General features: G+C 72.0%; 19 protein-coding genes. 9 read left to right on the plus strand and 10 right to left on the minus strand.

What is annotated here, in order from left to right:
* Positions 1 to 91 precede the first annotated feature (91 nt).
* From AB0J67_RS33050 to AB0J67_RS33075, 6 genes are all read right to left on the minus strand, one after another.
* Positions 92 to 328 (minus strand): CsbD family protein, encoded by a 237-nt coding sequence (locus AB0J67_RS33050; protein WP_363488281.1) that lies wholly within the window; start codon positions 326 to 328, stop codon positions 92 to 94.
* Positions 329 to 409: 81 nt separating this feature from the next.
* Positions 410 to 835, minus strand: coding sequence for a cytochrome c oxidase subunit 4 (locus AB0J67_RS33055; protein WP_363488283.1), 426 nt, complete (start codon positions 833 to 835; stop codon positions 410 to 412).
* A gap of 96 nt (positions 836 to 931) precedes the next feature.
* On the minus strand, positions 932 to 1,291 hold the full coding sequence (locus AB0J67_RS33060) for a hypothetical protein (protein WP_363488285.1): 360 nt from the start codon (positions 1,289 to 1,291) through the stop codon (positions 932 to 934).
* 15 nt (positions 1,292 to 1,306) lie between these two features.
* Positions 1,307 to 2,089, minus strand: a complete 783-nt coding sequence (locus tag AB0J67_RS33065) for a metallophosphoesterase (protein ID WP_363488287.1) — start codon at positions 2,087 to 2,089, stop codon at positions 1,307 to 1,309.
* A complete protein-coding gene (locus tag AB0J67_RS33070; RefSeq protein ID WP_363488289.1) occupies positions 2,086 to 2,346 on the minus strand; it encodes a hypothetical protein in 261 nt (86 codons plus the stop codon). The genes AB0J67_RS33065 and AB0J67_RS33070 overlap by 4 nt, the downstream gene beginning before the upstream one ends.
* Complete coding sequence (locus AB0J67_RS33075) at positions 2,343 to 3,002, minus strand: nucleotidyltransferase family protein (RefSeq protein ID WP_363488291.1); 660 nt, start codon at positions 3,000 to 3,002, stop codon at positions 2,343 to 2,345. Before AB0J67_RS33075 ends, AB0J67_RS33070 begins: the two co-directional genes overlap by 4 nt.
* 201 nt (positions 3,003 to 3,203) lie before the next feature.
* Between AB0J67_RS33075 and AB0J67_RS33080 the strand changes: the two genes are divergently transcribed.
* Both AB0J67_RS33080 and AB0J67_RS33085 read left to right on the plus strand, forming a co-directional pair.
* Positions 3,204 to 3,779 (plus strand): YdeI/OmpD-associated family protein, encoded by a 576-nt coding sequence (locus AB0J67_RS33080; protein WP_363488293.1) that lies wholly within the window; start codon positions 3,204 to 3,206, stop codon positions 3,777 to 3,779.
* Positions 3,780 to 3,834: 55 nt separating this feature from the next.
* On the plus strand, positions 3,835 to 4,236 hold the full coding sequence (locus AB0J67_RS33085) for an OsmC family protein (protein ID WP_363488295.1): 402 nt from the start codon (positions 3,835 to 3,837) through the stop codon (positions 4,234 to 4,236).
* Positions 4,237 to 4,414: 178 nt separating this feature from the next.
* Here AB0J67_RS33085 and AB0J67_RS33090 read toward each other — a convergent pair whose 3' ends face one another.
* Positions 4,415 to 7,153: a glycoside hydrolase family 3 N-terminal domain-containing protein gene (locus tag AB0J67_RS33090; RefSeq protein WP_363488297.1), complete on the minus strand. Its 2,739-nt coding sequence runs from the start codon at positions 7,151 to 7,153 to the stop codon at positions 4,415 to 4,417.
* Between the two features lie 360 nt (positions 7,154 to 7,513).
* Here AB0J67_RS33090 and AB0J67_RS33095 point away from each other — a divergent pair, with 360 nt between their 5' ends.
* From AB0J67_RS33095 to AB0J67_RS33115, 5 genes are all read left to right on the plus strand, one after another.
* A complete protein-coding gene (locus tag AB0J67_RS33095) occupies positions 7,514 to 8,293 on the plus strand; it encodes an SDR family oxidoreductase (RefSeq protein ID WP_363488299.1) in 780 nt (259 codons plus the stop codon).
* Positions 8,271 to 8,669: a hypothetical protein gene (locus AB0J67_RS33100; protein WP_363488301.1), complete on the plus strand. Its 399-nt coding sequence runs from the start codon at positions 8,271 to 8,273 to the stop codon at positions 8,667 to 8,669. Before AB0J67_RS33095 ends, AB0J67_RS33100 begins: the two co-directional genes overlap by 23 nt.
* A gap of 58 nt (positions 8,670 to 8,727) precedes the next feature.
* Positions 8,728 to 8,901 (plus strand): hypothetical protein, encoded by a 174-nt coding sequence (locus AB0J67_RS33105; RefSeq protein WP_363488303.1) that lies wholly within the window; start codon positions 8,728 to 8,730, stop codon positions 8,899 to 8,901.
* 269 nt (positions 8,902 to 9,170) lie between these two features.
* On the plus strand, positions 9,171 to 10,514 hold the full coding sequence (locus tag AB0J67_RS33110; protein ID WP_363488305.1) for a family 2B encapsulin nanocompartment shell protein: 1,344 nt from the start codon (positions 9,171 to 9,173) through the stop codon (positions 10,512 to 10,514).
* Positions 10,515 to 10,608: 94 nt separating this feature from the next.
* A complete protein-coding gene (locus AB0J67_RS33115) occupies positions 10,609 to 11,646 on the plus strand; it encodes a family 2 encapsulin nanocompartment cargo protein polyprenyl transferase (protein WP_363488307.1) in 1,038 nt (345 codons plus the stop codon).
* Between the two features lie 160 nt (positions 11,647 to 11,806).
* On the opposite strand, the gene AB0J67_RS33120 is transcribed toward AB0J67_RS33115, so the two are convergent.
* The 3 genes from AB0J67_RS33120 to AB0J67_RS33130 are packed head-to-tail and all read right to left on the minus strand — an operon-like array spanning position 11,807 to position 13,627.
* Entirely contained in the window at positions 11,807 to 12,346 is a 540-nt protein-coding gene (locus AB0J67_RS33120; RefSeq protein WP_363488309.1) for a DUF1697 domain-containing protein, read from the minus strand.
* On the minus strand, positions 12,343 to 13,155 hold the full coding sequence (locus tag AB0J67_RS33125; protein ID WP_363488311.1) for a DNA-formamidopyrimidine glycosylase family protein: 813 nt from the start codon (positions 13,153 to 13,155) through the stop codon (positions 12,343 to 12,345). The genes AB0J67_RS33120 and AB0J67_RS33125 overlap by 4 nt, the downstream gene beginning before the upstream one ends.
* Before the next feature lie 19 nt (positions 13,156 to 13,174).
* Entirely contained in the window at positions 13,175 to 13,627 is a 453-nt protein-coding gene (locus AB0J67_RS33130) for a MarR family transcriptional regulator (RefSeq protein ID WP_363488313.1), read from the minus strand.
* Between the two features lie 92 nt (positions 13,628 to 13,719).
* Here AB0J67_RS33130 and AB0J67_RS33135 point away from each other — a divergent pair, with 92 nt between their 5' ends.
* Positions 13,720 to 14,496 (plus strand): pirin family protein, encoded by a 777-nt coding sequence (locus AB0J67_RS33135; RefSeq protein WP_363488315.1) that lies wholly within the window; start codon positions 13,720 to 13,722, stop codon positions 14,494 to 14,496.
* 239 nt (positions 14,497 to 14,735) lie between these two features.
* Positions 14,736 to 15,095 (plus strand): MazG nucleotide pyrophosphohydrolase domain-containing protein, encoded by a 360-nt coding sequence (locus AB0J67_RS33140; protein WP_363488317.1) that lies wholly within the window; start codon positions 14,736 to 14,738, stop codon positions 15,093 to 15,095.
* Positions 15,096 to 15,458 lie beyond the last annotated feature (363 nt).

The following is a 15,458-nucleotide window of genomic DNA, read 5'->3' on the forward strand; positions in this document are numbered from 1 at the left end:
CTCGCCACTTGGACCGGCGCCTGCCCCACCTGCCGACGAAAGATCAGAACCGTCCGCCACAAACGCCGACCACCGACCTAACAAAGCACTACTAGACGCCGTCGTGGCGTTCCAGGCGCAGCCGCTCGTCGCGGCTGATGTGCCCGGTCGCCTCCTGCGCCTTGGCGAGGTCCTTGGCCTTCTCCCGGGCCTCCTGCTCGTCGGCGGCCGACACCCGGGCGCGGCCCTCCTGCTCCCAGCGCTGGTTGTGGGTGACCCGGCCGGCGACCTCTTCGGCCTTGCCCACCACGCGCTGGGACATGTTGTGCAGCTTCTCGTCGAATCCCATCGTCGACCGCCTTACTCAGCCCACACCCCCACCAGCGCGGGACCCGGACACCTCGATTGTCGCGCGGCCGGGGCCGGTGCGTCAGCGTTCGGCCGCACGCCGGGTGCCGGTGTAGTACTCGAACAGCATCGCCGACGCCCCCACGATGCACCCGATGATCCCGACAGCGATCAGCCACCACATCCAGAACACCAGCCCCAGCGAGGCGAGCGTGGCGGCCACGGCGATGCCGAACGGCCAGTAGCTGCCGGGGCTGAAGAAGCCGATCTCGCCCGCGCCCTCTTCGATCTCGGCGTCGTGGCGGTCCTCCGGGCGCGGCTCCAGGCGGCGCGACACGAACCAGAAGTAGCCGCCGCACATCAGGCAGAGCAGGCCGCTGAGGGTCAGCGCGGTGGTGCCGATCCAGTCGTAGCGCGACAGCGCCGCCCCGGACCAGAACCAGTACACGATCGCCACGACGAACAGGAACGCCGACACCCCGAGGAAGAGCCGGTACTCGGTCTTCATCACTGCCCCCTGAACGGCGAAAAGGCGGGTGCGGGGGGCGAGTGCAAACTAGCACCGCCCCGACCGCGCCCGCCCGGGTTTGCGCCGGTCGGCGTGTCAGCCGACGCTCTCCTCCACCTTGTCGTGCGCGTGGCTGAGCTGGCGGCGCAGCGACGCGACGGCCTCGTCCACGGGGTGCCCGCGCAGCAGCTCGGCCACGGCGAACCCGGCCAGCACGCCCACCCCGGCCGCCGCGGCCACCCAGCCCCAGCGGATCGGGGCCGGCTTGCCCGCCAGCATGTCCAGCGCGAGCGAGGACCGGCGACGGGCCTCGACTCCGGTGTCGGAGAGCGCGTCACGCACGGTGCCCGCCCTCTCCTTCGCCCGCTCGGCTGCCACGTCACGGGTGTTGCCGAGCCCCTTCATGAACTCATGCCAGGTCGTGCTCGCCAGGCCGTTGTCACGGGTACGGAACATGGTCATCTCCTGACGTCAGACGTCGTGCGACAGCGAGTCGATACCCCGCCCCGCGCCCTGCGAAACGGGCATTCGCGCAGGTGTGACCGCATCGAGCTGATAAACGCTGTACGCCTGGCGGATCACCGGGTGCGCCACGTTGCGCACGCGCACCCCGCCCGGGGTGATGCCCCGCTCCACGCCGGCGTGGGCGTGGCCGTGCACCGCGAGCGCGGTCGGCGCGGCGTCGATGGCCTGGCCGAGCAGGTACGACCCGAGGAACGGGTAGATCTCCAGCGGCTCGCCCTGCAGGGTGTCCGGCACCGGGGCGTAGTGGGTCATGGCCACCAGCACGTCGCAGTCCAGCGAGAGCAGGGCGGCCTGCAGCCGGGTCGCGGCGCGTTCGGTCGTACGCACGAAATCCTTGATCTCGGTCTCGCCGAACATGCTGGCGCACCGGCCCGCGAACCCGCCGCCGAAGCCCTTCACGCCCGCGACGCCGAGCTTGGTGTCGCGGCAGCTGATGGTGATGCCGTCGCCCTCCAGCACGGTGATGCCGCCCGAGGCGAGCACCTTGGTCACCTCGCGGGCCTGGTCGCTGTGGTGGTCGTGGTTGCCCAGCACGGCGACCACCGGCACGGGCAGGTCGCCGAACTCGCGCGCCACGCACTCGGCCTCCGCCACGGTGCCGTGCCGGGTCAGGTCGCCCGCCAGCAGCAGCACGTCGGCGACCTCCCCGAGCTGTTCCAGGGAGGGCCGGTAGCGGCCGAGGACGTCGACGTCCATGTGCACGTCACCGACCGCGGCCACCCGGATCACGAGATCACCTCGGCCTCGGGCGGCGCACCCACCGTGGTCACCACGATGTCGTTCTGGATCCGCCGGTCCGGGAACTCCCCGGCCACCCGCGCCACGATCGCGTCGCGGCGGGCCGGGCTCTCCACCTGCCCGCGCACCAGCACCGTGCCGTCCCGCCGGATCACCTCGATGCCCTGCTCGCAGATGGTCCCGTCCTCGGTCAGCATGCGGTGCACCGCCGCGTCGGCGTACTCGTCAGAGATCCTGGGCTCGCTCACCACGCCCCCGTCCTGTCCGCTCCGGCAGGCACGCTCGCCTGCTGCTTGTCCTCCGGCGAAGGCTGCTCGTGCCCCGGCTCCGGGGGGATGATCTCCAGCAGGCTGAGCAGGTAGAGGCAGGCCTTGGCGTACACCGAGTGCTCGGTGTCGCGGCGCACCTGGTCCCAGTCGATCTGCTCTCGCAGCGAGCGCGCCACCGGCAGCGCCCGGGCGAAGTCGCAGTGGTGCTGCGAGAACGCCAGCAGCTTGTGCTCCATCAGCATGGTCGCCGACAGCACGGGAATGTGCAGCGCGCCGACCGGGACGATCGAACTCTCCGCCAGCACCTCCTCGGTGACCTGGCGCTGCACCGGCCGGAAGATCAGGTCGACGAGGCGGTCCTCGTCGTACACCTTGACCAGCCAGTCCTCGGGCGGGCGCTCGGTTCGGAAGCCCTCCTCCGCGTACGCCTGCAGCGTCCGCTCCACATCCTCTTCGCGGATCATGAAGTCCACGTCATGCTCACTGGAGGTCCCACCGCGCGCATAGACGGCGAATCCGCCCGCCAGGGCGAACGGCACCTCGGCGCGGCGCAGCACGCTGGCGGCGCGTTTCATCGTCTCCAGGAGCTCTGCACTGATCTCGCTGAGCATGGGGTCGCTATACCCGACAGGCATTCGTCTCACACCTGCCCCCGAAGCGGAAGGAAGGGCACCTTCTCCACGGTATACGGATGGCGCGGGCACCTTCTCGGCTTCCGCGCGGCATGGCATTCCTCGGCGGCGGCCGGGCGCGATCCGGCCGGCGTCGTCCCCCCGGCCCGGTGCCGGACCCTCGCGCTCGGGCCCGGTGTCGGACCCTCATGCTTGACTGCCCGGATGGCCGCCGAGATCCCGACGCTGTCCTTCGCCTCCGCCGACGAGTTCGAGCAGTGGCTCGCCGCGCAGCCCGCAGGCAGCCCCGGCGTGTGGCTCAAGCTGGCGAGGAAGCTGCCCGGCGTCGTCGCGCTCGACTACCCGCAGGCGCTGGACGTGGCGCTGTGCCACGGCTGGATCGACGGGCAGAAGACCGGCCTCGACGGCACCCACTGGCTGCAGAAGTTCACCCCGCGCCGGGCGCGCAGCCGCTGGTCGAAGGTCAACCGGGAGAAGGTGGCCGCGCTGATCGAGCAGGGCCGGATGCGCCCCGCCGGCCTGGCCGAGATCGAGCGGGCCAAGGCCGACGGGCGCTGGGAGGCGGCATACGACGGCATGCGGACCGCCGAGGTGCCCGCCGACCTGGCCGAGGCGCTCGCCGCGCACCCGGACGCGGCGCGGTTCTTCGACACCGTCAGCCGGAGCAACCGGTACGCGATCCTGCACCGGGTGCACGAGGCCAAGCGCCCCGAGACCCGTGCCCGCCGGATCGCCCGGTTCGTCGCCATGCTCGCCGAAGGCAGGACCCTCCATCCGTGACGGCGGTGTCGCCGGCCACGGCATGTCCGGCCCGGCCGCCGGTAGCATGGCGATCATGGCAAAGGTAAGGGTCGAGCGCACCGACGACGGTTTCATCGCCACCAACGAGCGCGGCGCCGCGGTCGCCGTGGGCAGCTCCGATCAGGAGGGCGTCTTCTCCCCCGTCGAGCTGCTGCTGGTGGCCCTCGGCGGCTGCGAGATCGTCACCATCGAGCCGCTGACCGCCAAGCGCGGCCACCGCCTGGTCAAGCTCGCGGTCACCGTCGACGCCGAGAAGGTCGCCCCCACGAAGCTCGGCCCCATCACCGCCACCTACGAGATCGAACTACCCCCCGGCGACGACAAGGCCTACGAGGTCTTCGCCGCCGTGGCCCACCGCGTCCACGAGAACCACTGCACCGTAGGCCGCGCCCTCCGCGACGGCACCGAAACCCACCAGGTCCTCCCCCACCCCTGACCCCGCCGAGGGGCGAAGGGGGCGATCTTGCACGTACTGTGCCGACGACACACCCGAAACGGGCAAAAGGGCAACAGTTCGCGCAAGATCGTCATGATCTTGGAGTGGCGGACCCGCCCGGACGTTGAGAAGGGCACCTTCTACCACGCATAGCGTTAAGAAGGTGCCCTTCCTTTCGTCAGGCGACGGTGCAGGGGGTGGTGTTGAGGGTGAACAGGGTCGGGGCGGAGTTGGTGCCGGAGTAGGTGCCCTGGAAGCCGAACTGGGCATTGCCGTTCGGGGCGATGGTGCCGTTCCAGCCGACGTCGCGGGCGGTGACCGCCGCGCCGGACTGGGTGACGGTGGCGTTCCAGGCGTTGCTGACCTGCTGGTTGCCGCTGAAGGTCCAGGTCAGCGTCCAGCCGTTGACGGTCGTCGTGCCCAGGTTGTGGATGGTGACGTTGGCGGTGAAGCCGTTGCCCCAGGTGTTGGGCACCCAGTCGACCCGGCAGGTGCCGCCGACGCCGCCGGTCGTGTTCACCACGACCGTGTTGGAGTTGCCGGAGACGTTCCCGGCGGCGTCACGGGCCCGGACGTAGAAGCGGTACGTGCCCGACGCCGACAGGCCGCTCGCCGCGTAGATGCTGCCCGTGGCCGTGCCGACCTGGGTGAACGTCCCGCCGCTCGGGCCGGGGGCACGGAAGACGTCGTACCCGGTGACGCCGACGTCGTCGGTGGACGCCGTCCAGGACAGCGTCGCCGAGGACGAGGTCACGTCGGACGCGGACAGGTTCGCCGGGGTGGTGGGCGGCTGGCCGTCCCCGCCGGAGGGCGTGGTGACCGCGACGGTGCCCGAGCGGGTGGAGCGGTTGCCGGCGGCGTCCTTGGCGTACACCGCGAAGGTGTACGCCGTCGCGGCGGTGAGCCCGGTCAGCGTGGCCGTGGCGGCCGCCGGCGAGGCGAGCACCGTCTCGGTGGTGCCCTGCACCCGGACCACGTCGTACCCGGTGACGCCGACGTTGTCGGTGGACGCCGTCCAGGACAGCGAGGCCGCGGACGCGGTCACATTCGACGCGGTCGGCGTGCCGGGCACGCTCGGCGGCGTGGTGTCGGCCGGGGCGCCGTAGGACAGGCCGAAGCCGTACGCGAACAGCGGCGTCTTGCCGTCGCCGTCGTTGATCGGCTGCTGGCTCGCGCTGCTCATCCACGTCATGGGCAGCTTGCCGGTGGGCTGCGTGACGCCGAACAGCACGTCGGCGACGCCCTGCCCCTCGGTGCCGGGCAGCCACGCGGCGACCAGCCCGTGCCAGTTGCCCAGCTGCGACGCGATGTCCAGCGGGCGGCCGGAGACGAGCACGACCACCACCGGCACGCCGGAGTTGCGCAGCGTGGTGAGCGTGTTCAGGTCCGTGCTGTCCAGGCCCAGGCCGCTGGGGCGGTCGCCCTGGCCCTCGGCGTACGGCTGCTCGCCGACGACCGCGATGGCGACCCGGTACGAGCTGTCGATGCCGCTGCCGCCGGAGCTGTAGGTGACGGTCGCGCCCGAGCCGACGGTGTTGCGGATGCCCTGCAGGATCGTGGTGCCGGGCGTGGTGTTGCCGGAGGCGCCCTGCCAGGAGACGGTCCAGCCGCCGCTCTGCAGGCCGATGTTGTCGGCGTGCCGCCCGGCGACGAAGATCTTGCCGCCGCCGGCCGGGATCGGCAGCACGTTGCCGGAGTTCTTCAGCACGACCTGCGACTTCGCGACGGCCTGGCGGGCCAGCGCCCGGTGTGCCGGGCCGCCGAAGCCGGCCAGGAACGACCGGTCGGCCAGCGGCCGCTCGAACAGGCCCAGCTCGAACTTCTTGGTGAGGACACGGCGCACCGCGTCGTCGACGCGCGCGGTGCTCACCCGGCCCGCGTCGACCTCGGCCCGCAGCAGGCTGAGGAAGCTCCTCCAGGCCGTGGGCACCATGACCATGTCGATGCCCGCGTTGACCGCGCTGCGCACGTCGGTGGCGCTCATGCCGGTGGCGCCGTCGATCTGGTCGATGCCGTTCCAGTCGGACACGACGATGCCGGAGAAACCCAGCTCGCCCTTGAGCACGGTGGTGATCAGGTACTGGTTGCCGTGCAGCTTCGCGCCGTTCCAGCTGCTGTACGAGATCATCACCGAGCCGACGCCGCGCTGGATCGCGGCCTGGAACGGCGGCAGGTGGAGCGCGCGCAGCTCGGCCTCGGACAGCTGGGTGTTGCCCTGGTCGGTGCCGTTGGTGGTGCCGCCGTCGCCGAGGTAGTGCTTGGCGGTGGCCAGCACCGACGCGGTGCCGCCGAGCGAGCTGCCCTGCAGGCCGGTGACGATGGTGGCCATCGAGCTCACCAGCTCGGGCTTCTCGCCGAAGGACTCGTAGGTGCGGCCCCAGCGGTCGTTACGGGCCACGCACAGGCACGGCGCGAAGTCCCAGTCCACGCCGGTGGCGGTGACCTCCTCCGCGACGGCCCGGCCGATCTGCTCGACCAGGGCCGGGTCGCGCGTCGCACCGAGGCCGATGTTGTGCGGGAAGATCGTCGCGCCGACGACGTTGTTGTGGCCGTGCACGGCGTCCGCGCCGTACAGCAGCGGGATGCCCAGCGGCGTGGCCCGCGCGGCGTTCTGGAAGCCGTCGGTCATGTCCGCCCACGAGGTGGCGTTGTTGGACGAGGGCGCGGAGCCGCCGCCGGACAGCACCGAGCCCAGCCGGTACTGCGTGATCTCGGCCTTGCTGACCGACGCGCGCTCGGCCTGGGTCATCTGGCCGAGCTTCTCGTCGAGCGTCATGCGCGACATCAGGTCGGCGACGCGGGTGGCGACCGGCAGGGCCGGGTCCTGATAGGGGTACGCGGCGGCGCCCGCGGGCGGCGCGACGGCGAGGGTGGCGAGCAGCGTGCCGGTGAGCACGCTCAGGCGCAGGAGTTTCATGGTCCCTTCCTGTTCCGGTGCGGAGACAGGCGGGACGCCGGTGGGGACCGGGCCCGCCGTGACGTGTCGCCCCGCGGAACGCGGCAGCCGGACGGCTCCCCGTGCCGGCCGCGGCCTTGATCGGTGGCCGCGACGACGGGCGACGGTGCGCTCGGCGGTGCCCGGTCTCGCCAGTGGGAGCGCTCCCGCGCCGAGCTTACGGGACATTCACATCCTTGAGAAGACCGGGACACGGGGGTACGCGGCGGGCGCCGGCTTGCACCGGATTCCGCCGGTACGGGCTCGGACGCCGTGGCACGATGCGGTGAGGGAGGCGTGCGGCAGCGCGCCCGCCGGCCCCCGCGGGAGGGGATGAGGATGATGCTCTCCGGCAAACGCGCGACGGTGTTCGCCGCCGACGAGAAGCTCGGCGAGACCGTGGCCCGCCACCTGGCCCGGCAGGGCGCCGAGGTCTGGGTCAGCGGGCTGGACACCGAGGCCGTCGAGGCGCTGGCCGAGAAGATCAGGGCCGACGGCGGCGAGGCGCACCCGGCCACGGTCGACCCCACCGACCCCTACCACGTACGCGAGTACGTCAACGCGGTCGCCGCCAAGGGGCCCCTGGACGCGAGCTTCAACGGCTTCGAGGTGCCCGCGCACCGGGCCGGGGTGGGCGTGCCCTACCGCGAGCTGGACCCGTCGGCGCTGACCGAGGTGCTGGGCGAGGTGGTGGGCGCGCAGTTCCTGACCGCGCGCGAGGCGGCCCGGGTGATGGCACCGGCGGGACGCGGCTCGATCGTCACGATCGCCTCGACCAACGGCCGCAGCGGCCGCCCGCACACCGGCGCCCTGGGCGCGGTCGCGGGCGCGCTGGAGGCCCTGGCCCGCAGCATGGCCAGCGAGTACGGCCCGAGCGGCATCCGGGTCAACCACGTGCGCGCCACCCGCCTGGGCAGCGGGCCGATGTACCACGCGAACGCGCTGGGCAGGCCGGTGACCGTGGACGAGGTGGCCGCGACGGTGGCGTGGCTGTGCGCCGAGGCGTCCGGTGCCGTCACCGGGCAGATCATCGAGGTCAGCGGGGGCGAGCAGGGGCTCAGCGAGAGCGTCGCCCACCGCGGGCACGGGAGGGAGCGGCATGTCGAACTCGATCTACCATGACGAGTACAGCACCATCAGCCACGACGGCGGCGTCGGCCTGCTGGAGCTCACCTGGTCCCCGGCGACCGACCACATCAGCGACGCCGACTTCAAGGCGCTGATGGCGCGGTTCGCGCAGACCGCCGAGCAGGTGCCGACCCGCTATGTCGTGGTCGACGCGCGCGACCTGCACCACCGCCCGGACGCAGACTTCGACGGCTGGTACGACGAGAACGTCACCCCCTGCTACAACCGGGCGGGCGTGGCGAAGCTGGCGTACCTGATGCGCCCCGCCGAGGCCGCCGAGGCCGAACCGGCGCCGGAGGGCCCGGCGAAGTTCCCCACCGCGTACTTCGACTCGATGCAGTCGGTGGAGGACTGGCTGCGCACCGGCTGAGCATTCCGCGCGGGACTGCAAGGACACCCTGATCAAGGTCGCGCGGGCGTGGCGGCGGGTGCTCCACGCGGCCGCACCCGGCGCCGACCGGCTCGTCCCGGTGGACGGCGTCATGATCCAGCGCGCGGGCAGCCGCTACCTGCGGATCTCCGATACGGACCCGTGGCCGGCGGGTCGGGCCGTGTCCCACTCCGTCGATGGCTTCACCTGGCGGGCGCTGCACCTGCCGTAGCCGCTCCGCCCACGATCAAGGCTCCGTTCGTGCCGCTCACCCGGCATGGACGGAGCCTTGGTCAGGTCTGGGGCGAAGCGCACCCTAGCAGAGGGCGATCACCACTTCCAGACCTTTCGTTCATACCACCTCCCAGCTAAGAATTAGTGCGAACCGGACATACCGGCGGGAAGCCTCCCGCCGGTTCGTACTACCAGAGGTGGGTGATGGTGGTGTCTGTGGATTCCTCCGCGGAAGTCGAGAGTGGACAGGCACAGTCGAGTCTGGCTGTGGCGGCGGCCCGCAACCTGGCCACGACGACGAAGTCGGCGCCGCAGATGCAGGAGATCTCCTCCCGGTGGCTGCTGCGCATGCTGCCGTGGGTGCAGGTCAAGGGCGGCACGTTCCGGGTCAACCGGCGGCTGAGCTACGCCGTCGGCGACGGCCGGGTCAGCTTCACCTCGATCGGCTCGGCGGTGAAGGTGGTGCCGCCGGAGCTGTGCGAGCTGCCACTGCTGCGCGGCTTCGAGGACCTGCAGGTGCTGGGCACGCTCGCGGACCGGTTCACCCAGTCCGAGTACTCCCCCGGCGACGTCATCGTCGAGGCGGGCCGCCCGGCCGACCAGGTGCACCTGCTCGCCCACGGCAAGGTCAACAGGCTGGGCACCGGCAAGTACGGCGACAAGATCGTGCTCGGCGTGCTGGCCGACGGGGAGTACTTCGGCGACCAGGCGCTGACCCGGCTCGGCACCACCTGGGACGTCACCGTCAAGGCCGTGACCAGCTGCATCGTGCTGTCGCTGTCCCGCGCCGCGTTCGACGAGGTGCTGCAGCAGTCCGACGCGCTGCGCGAGCACGTACGCCGGCTGCAGGCCAACCCGGTCCCGGCGCAGAACAAGCACGGCGAGGCGGCGATCGAGATCTCCGCCGGCCACGTCGGCGAGGCGCAGCTGCCCGGCACGTTCGTCGACTACGAGCTGACCCCCCGGGAGTACGAGCTCAGCGTCGCGCAGACCGTGCTCCAGGTGCACACCCGCGTCGCCGACCTCTACAACGAGCCGATGAACCAGATCGAGGAGCAGCTGCGGCTGACCATCGAGGCGCTCAAGGAACGCCAGGAGCACGAGCTGGTCAACAACCGGGAGTTCGGCCTGCTGCACAACGCCGACCTCAAGCAGCGCATCCACACCCGCACCGGCCCGCCCACCCCCGACGACCTGGACGAGCTGCTCTGCCGGCGGCGCAGCTCGCACGTGTTCCTCGCCCACCCGCAGGCCATCGCCGCCTTCGGCCGCGAGTGCACCCGGCGCGGCATCTACCCGCAGGGCGCCGAGATCAACGGGCACACCGTGCCCGCCTGGCGGGGCGTGCCGCTGCTGCCCTGCAACAAGATCCCGGTCACCCCGAACCGCACCACGTCGATCATCGTGATGCGGCTCGGCCTGGAGGAGCAGGGCGTCGTCGGCCTGCACCAGACCGGCCTGCCCGACGAATACCAGCCGAGCCTGTCCGTCCGGTTCATGGGCATCAACGACAAGGCCGTCATGTCGTACCTGGTCAGCGCCTACTACTCGGCCGCGGTGCTGGTCCCCGACGCGCTCGGGGTGCTGGAGAACGTGGAGCTCGGCCACTAGGTCCGCGCCCGGGGGCACCTTGCCGGCGTGTGCGCACGTTGGACAAGGTGCCCCCGCATCAACTCGCAGGCCCTACGGGAGAGGTGGTTCGACGATGAGCACCGTAGAGATGGCACGCGGCCAGTCCGCACGCGACGTGCTGGCATGGAGCCGCACGCTGGTCGACCCGGCGATGAGAGCCGCGATCGGCACCCTGCGACCCTCGATGAGGCGCATCGCGGGATACCACTTCGGCTGGTGGGACGCCGACGGCGCACCCGCGGCCGGCGACGGCGGCAAGGCGATCAGACCCGCGCTGGTGCTGGTGTCCGCCGAGGCGGTCGGCGGCGACGCGGCCAAGGCCGTGCCCGCGGCGGTGGCCGTGGAGCTGATCCACAACTTCTCGCTGCTGCACGACGACATCATGGACGGCGACGTCACCCGCCGACATCGCCCCACCGCGTGGAGTGTGTTCGGCCAGGCGCCCGCCATCCTCGCCGGCGACGCGCTGCTCTCGCTCGGCTTCGACGTGCTCGCCGCCTGCGGCCACGCCGCCGTGCCGGAGGCGGGACGCCGGCTCAACGAGGCCGTGCAGGAGCTCATCGACGGCCAGAGCGCCGACCTGGAGTTCGAGGAGCGCGACGACGTACGCCTGACCGAGTGCCTGTCCATGGCCGAGGCGAAGACGGCGGCCCTGCTCGGCGGCGCGTGCGGGCTCGGCGCGCTGCTCGGCGGCGGCTCGGCGGAGCAGATCGCGGCGCTGACCGAGTTCGGGCGGCGGGTGGGCCTGGCCTTCCAGTTCGTCGACGACCTGCTCGGCATCTGGGGCGACCCGGCGGTCACCGGCAAGCCGGTCCACTCCGATCTGGCCAGCCGGAAGAAGTCGCTGCCGGTGATCGCCGCGCTGACCTCCGGCACCCCCGCCGGGCTGGAACTGGCCGCGCTCTACCGCAGGCAGGGCCCGCTCAGCGGGGCGGAGCTGGCCCACGCGGCGGACCTGGTGGACGCCGCGGGCGCCCGCGCCTGGGCCCGCGCCCGTGCCGACGCGCTGCTCACCCAGGCACTGCGCCGCCTGCACGCCGCCGACCTGGCCCTCGTCCCCGCAGCCCAGCTGCACGCGCTGGCCCGGATGGCCACCCACCGCCAGCACTGACCCCTGCTCCCCCGCCCGGCCCCGTCCCCCGGCCCCGTCCCCGTTCCAGCTTTGCATTGACGTTGGCCTATCTGAATGACTTCGATCTCGTTTTCTTCATCCAGATAGGCCAACGTCGATTGAAAAACGGGGGCGGGCACGCGTCGGGGCGGGGCGGGGGTCAGGCGAGGAGGGTGGCGAGCTTGGTGACGGTGTTCCAGTTGCGCAGGGTGGCGACCTCGACGCCGAGCCGCTTCTGGATGAGGTGCTGGCTCAGGCGGGAGGAGTGGGAGCCCGCGGGCAGCCACAGGTGCACCTCGCGCTCCCCCGCCGCGATCAGCTCGCCGGGCTTGGCCAGCGGCTCGATCTCGGCCAGCTTCGCCGGGTCGACGGCGGCCGACAGGAAGACCACGAAGTGCCGTGAGCCGTTGTCGGCGTGCTCGCCGCGCGGGTTGTGCGCCACGATGCGGGCCAGCTCCGCGCCGTCGCGGACCAGGCAGGCCACGGACATGCCGAGCCCGTCGGCGATCGCCCGCTCCAGCTCACGGGCCAGCGCGGCCTCGTCGGCGCGCTCGCTGCCGAACACGACGTTGCCGCTCTGCAGCAGCGTGCTCACGCCGTCGTGGCCGAGGCCCTCGACGAGCTTGCGCAGGTCGGCCATGGCGAGCTTGGAGTTCCCGCCGACGTTGACCCCGCGCAGCAGTCCGACGTAGCGCTTCATGACGCCACCCGCTGACAGGTCGCGCACCAGTACGAGTTTCGCCCGGCCAGCTCGCCCCGGCTCACCGGGGTGCCGCACACCAGGCACGGCTGCCCGGGCCGCCGGTACACGTACACCTCGCCGCCGTGCCGGTCCACCCGGGGCGGGCGGCCCATCGCGTCGGGCTCGTGCTCGGGGCGGACCGTGTCGATCCGGCCACTGACCACCGCCTTGCCCATGAGGTCGACCAGGTCGGCCCACAGCTCCCGCCACCCCTCGGGGGTGAGCGCGCGGCCGGGGGTGGTCGGCGCCAGCCCCGCCCGGTAGAGCGCCTCCAGCACGAAGATCAGGCCGGTGCCGGCCACGATCGACTGGTCGAGCAGCAGCGCGGCGAGCGCGGTCCCGCTGCGGCGGATGCGCTCGTACGCCTGGTCGGGCTTGGCGTCGGCACGCAGCGGGTCGGCGCCGAGCCGGGCGCGCAGCGCGTCGACCTCGGGCGGGTCGAGCACTTCGCACGCCGTGGGGCCGCGCAGGTCGAGCCAGTGCCGCGGGTTGGCCATGCGCAGCCGCACCTCGCCGACGACCGGCGGGACGGGCAGGTCGCCGTCGGCGAACTTGCCGTAGAGGCCCAGGTGCACGTGCAGGCTGACGTCGCCGTAGTGGTGCAGCAGGTGCTTGCCGTAAGCCTCGGTGTCCAGCAGCACCGCCCCGCTCAGCCGGGCGGCGCCTTCGGCGAACCTGCCCTGCGGGCTGGTGACGGCGACGGCCTCCCCCGCGAACAGCTCGCGGTGCCGGTCGGCGAGACGGCGTACGGTGTGTCCCTCGGGCATCGGTACACCTTAGTCCGGTTCAGGGGCGCAGATGCGCGCGCATCCGGGCGTACCCGTCGCGGATGGCGGCCTGCTCCTCCTTGCTGAGGTGGTCGAACATGTGCTCGCGCACCGCCGTGACGTGGCCGGGCGCGGCCTCGGCGAGCTTGGCCGCACCGGCCTCGGTGAGCTCGGCGTGCATGCCGCGGCGGTCGTCGTCGCACTCGACCCGCCGCACCCAGCCCGCATCCTCCAGCCGGGTCACCGCGCGGGTGACGCCGCTGCGCGAGGTGAAGCTGGCGTCGGCGAGATCACGCATGCGCATGCGCCGGCCGGGCGCCTCGCTCAGGTGGACCAGGAGCTCGTAATCGGTGAAACTGACCCCGGAGTCCGTCTCCAGCTGCCGGTCCAGCGCCTGGATCAGCAACCGGGTGCCGTCCAGGTACGCCCGCCACGTCTCCTGCTCGCCGTCGTCGAGCCACCGCGTCTCCATGCGCCCAGTCTAGCGGGAATAGTTGACGACGCAACAATGTCGTGTACAGTGCACTCGTTGACAACGCAACGATCCGATCGAAAGGCACGGCCGTGAAGACCTCCACCGCCAAGCCCCGCCGCGAGCACATCGACGTCCGGTACGCCGGCGAGCGGGCCAAGACCCGCATCGGCTGGCTGGACTCCAAGCACTCGTTCTCGTTCGGTCGCCACTGGGACCCGCGCAACACCCACCACGGGCTGCTGCTGGTCAACAACGACGACGTCGTCACACCCGGCTTCGGCTTCGAGACGCACCCGCACCAGGACATGGAGATCGTCACCTGGGTGCTGCGCGGCTCGCTCGTGCACCAGGACTCCACCGGCCACTCCGGCGTCATCTACCCGGGTCTCGCCCAGCGGATGAGCGCCGGCACCGGCATCCTGCACTCCGAGAAGAACGACTCCTGGCGCCTGCAGGGCGAGCGCCACGCCGACCCGGTGCACTTCATCCAGATGTGGGTGGTGCCCGACACCGACGGCATCACGCCCGGCTACGAGCAGCTCGAGATCGACGACGAGCTGCTGCGCGGCGGGCTGGTGACGGTCGCCTCCGGCATGAAGCAGCACCACGGCGCCTCCGCGATCCGGATCAAGAACCGGCACGCGGCGCTGCACGTCGCCCGGCTGAAGGCAGGCCAGAGCGTCGAGCTGCCGAACGCGCCGTACCTGCACGCGTTCGTCGCCCGCGGCGACGTGACGCTGGAGCGCGCGGGCGGGCTGAGCGAGGGCGACGCGGTCCGGCTCACCGCCAGCGGCGGGCAGCGGGTCACCGCCGTCACCCCGGCCGAGGTGCTGGTCTGGGAGATGCACGCCACCATCGTCGGCTGACCCCCTGAGCCGCCGGACCCCCGACCTGCGCCCTTACGCGGCCGGGGGTCCGGCCACCACGTTGGACACCGGTCCCCCGGCCGGCGCCGGCTGAAGACCGGTTTCTGTGGACGCCCACCGCTGCCCTGGCGACGGTGAGCGTCCACAGCAACAGATCTCGGCCTCCCCTGCGAGCCGATGGCGGCTGGTAGCGTCCCGCGCCGGAGACGGCGGCACGTGACGGCAGGACGGGAGAGACCATGGCCGAGCTGGACCGGTTGCAGGAGCGCGCGATGCGGGTGTGCGAGCTCTACGACGAGCTGAACCTGCGTACCCGCGGGCGGGTCTGGGACCGCGCGGACCTGATGACGGGCTTCGTCGGCGACGTCGGCGACCTGGCCAAGCAGGTGATGGCCGCGGAAGGGCGCCGCGACATGCCCGGCGGCCGCGAGGCGCTGGCGCACGAGCTGGCCGACTGCCTCTGGTCGGTGCTGGTCCTGGCCCGCCGCTACGACTTCGACCTGACCGCCGAGTTCGACCGCACCATGGACCAGCTCGAACGGCACGTCGGCGAACGCCTGGCCGCGCTCCCCGCGCAGGCCGCCCCGCCCGCCGCCTGAGCACAGGCGATCCGGCGGTCTCTGAGCACAGGCGACCCGGGCGGTCCCTGAGCCCGCCGCGGTCTGGGCGGCCGGCCTGCTCAGACGGCGCGCCGGGCGCCTCAGCACAGATGACCCGCCAGCCGCTTTGCTCTGCTTACAAATACGCGCCGCGCGTATTTGTAAGCAGAGCAAAGTCAGCCGGGTCTCAGTCTCGACCCTGACCCTGGCCCTGGCCCTGGCCCTGGCCCTGGCAGCGGCAGCGGCAGCGGTGCCCAGGCTTCTGGGTTAACGATCTTGTGCGCAATAGTTGAGGTCGCGTGATGGGCCGCTCCGGGGCGTTTCACCAGGTGATGGTGCGGTCGGAGACCAGGGCGGCGACGG

The organism is Catellatospora sp. NPDC049609 (assembly GCF_040675365.1).
Classification (GTDB): domain Bacteria; phylum Actinomycetota; class Actinomycetes; order Mycobacteriales; family Micromonosporaceae; genus Catellatospora.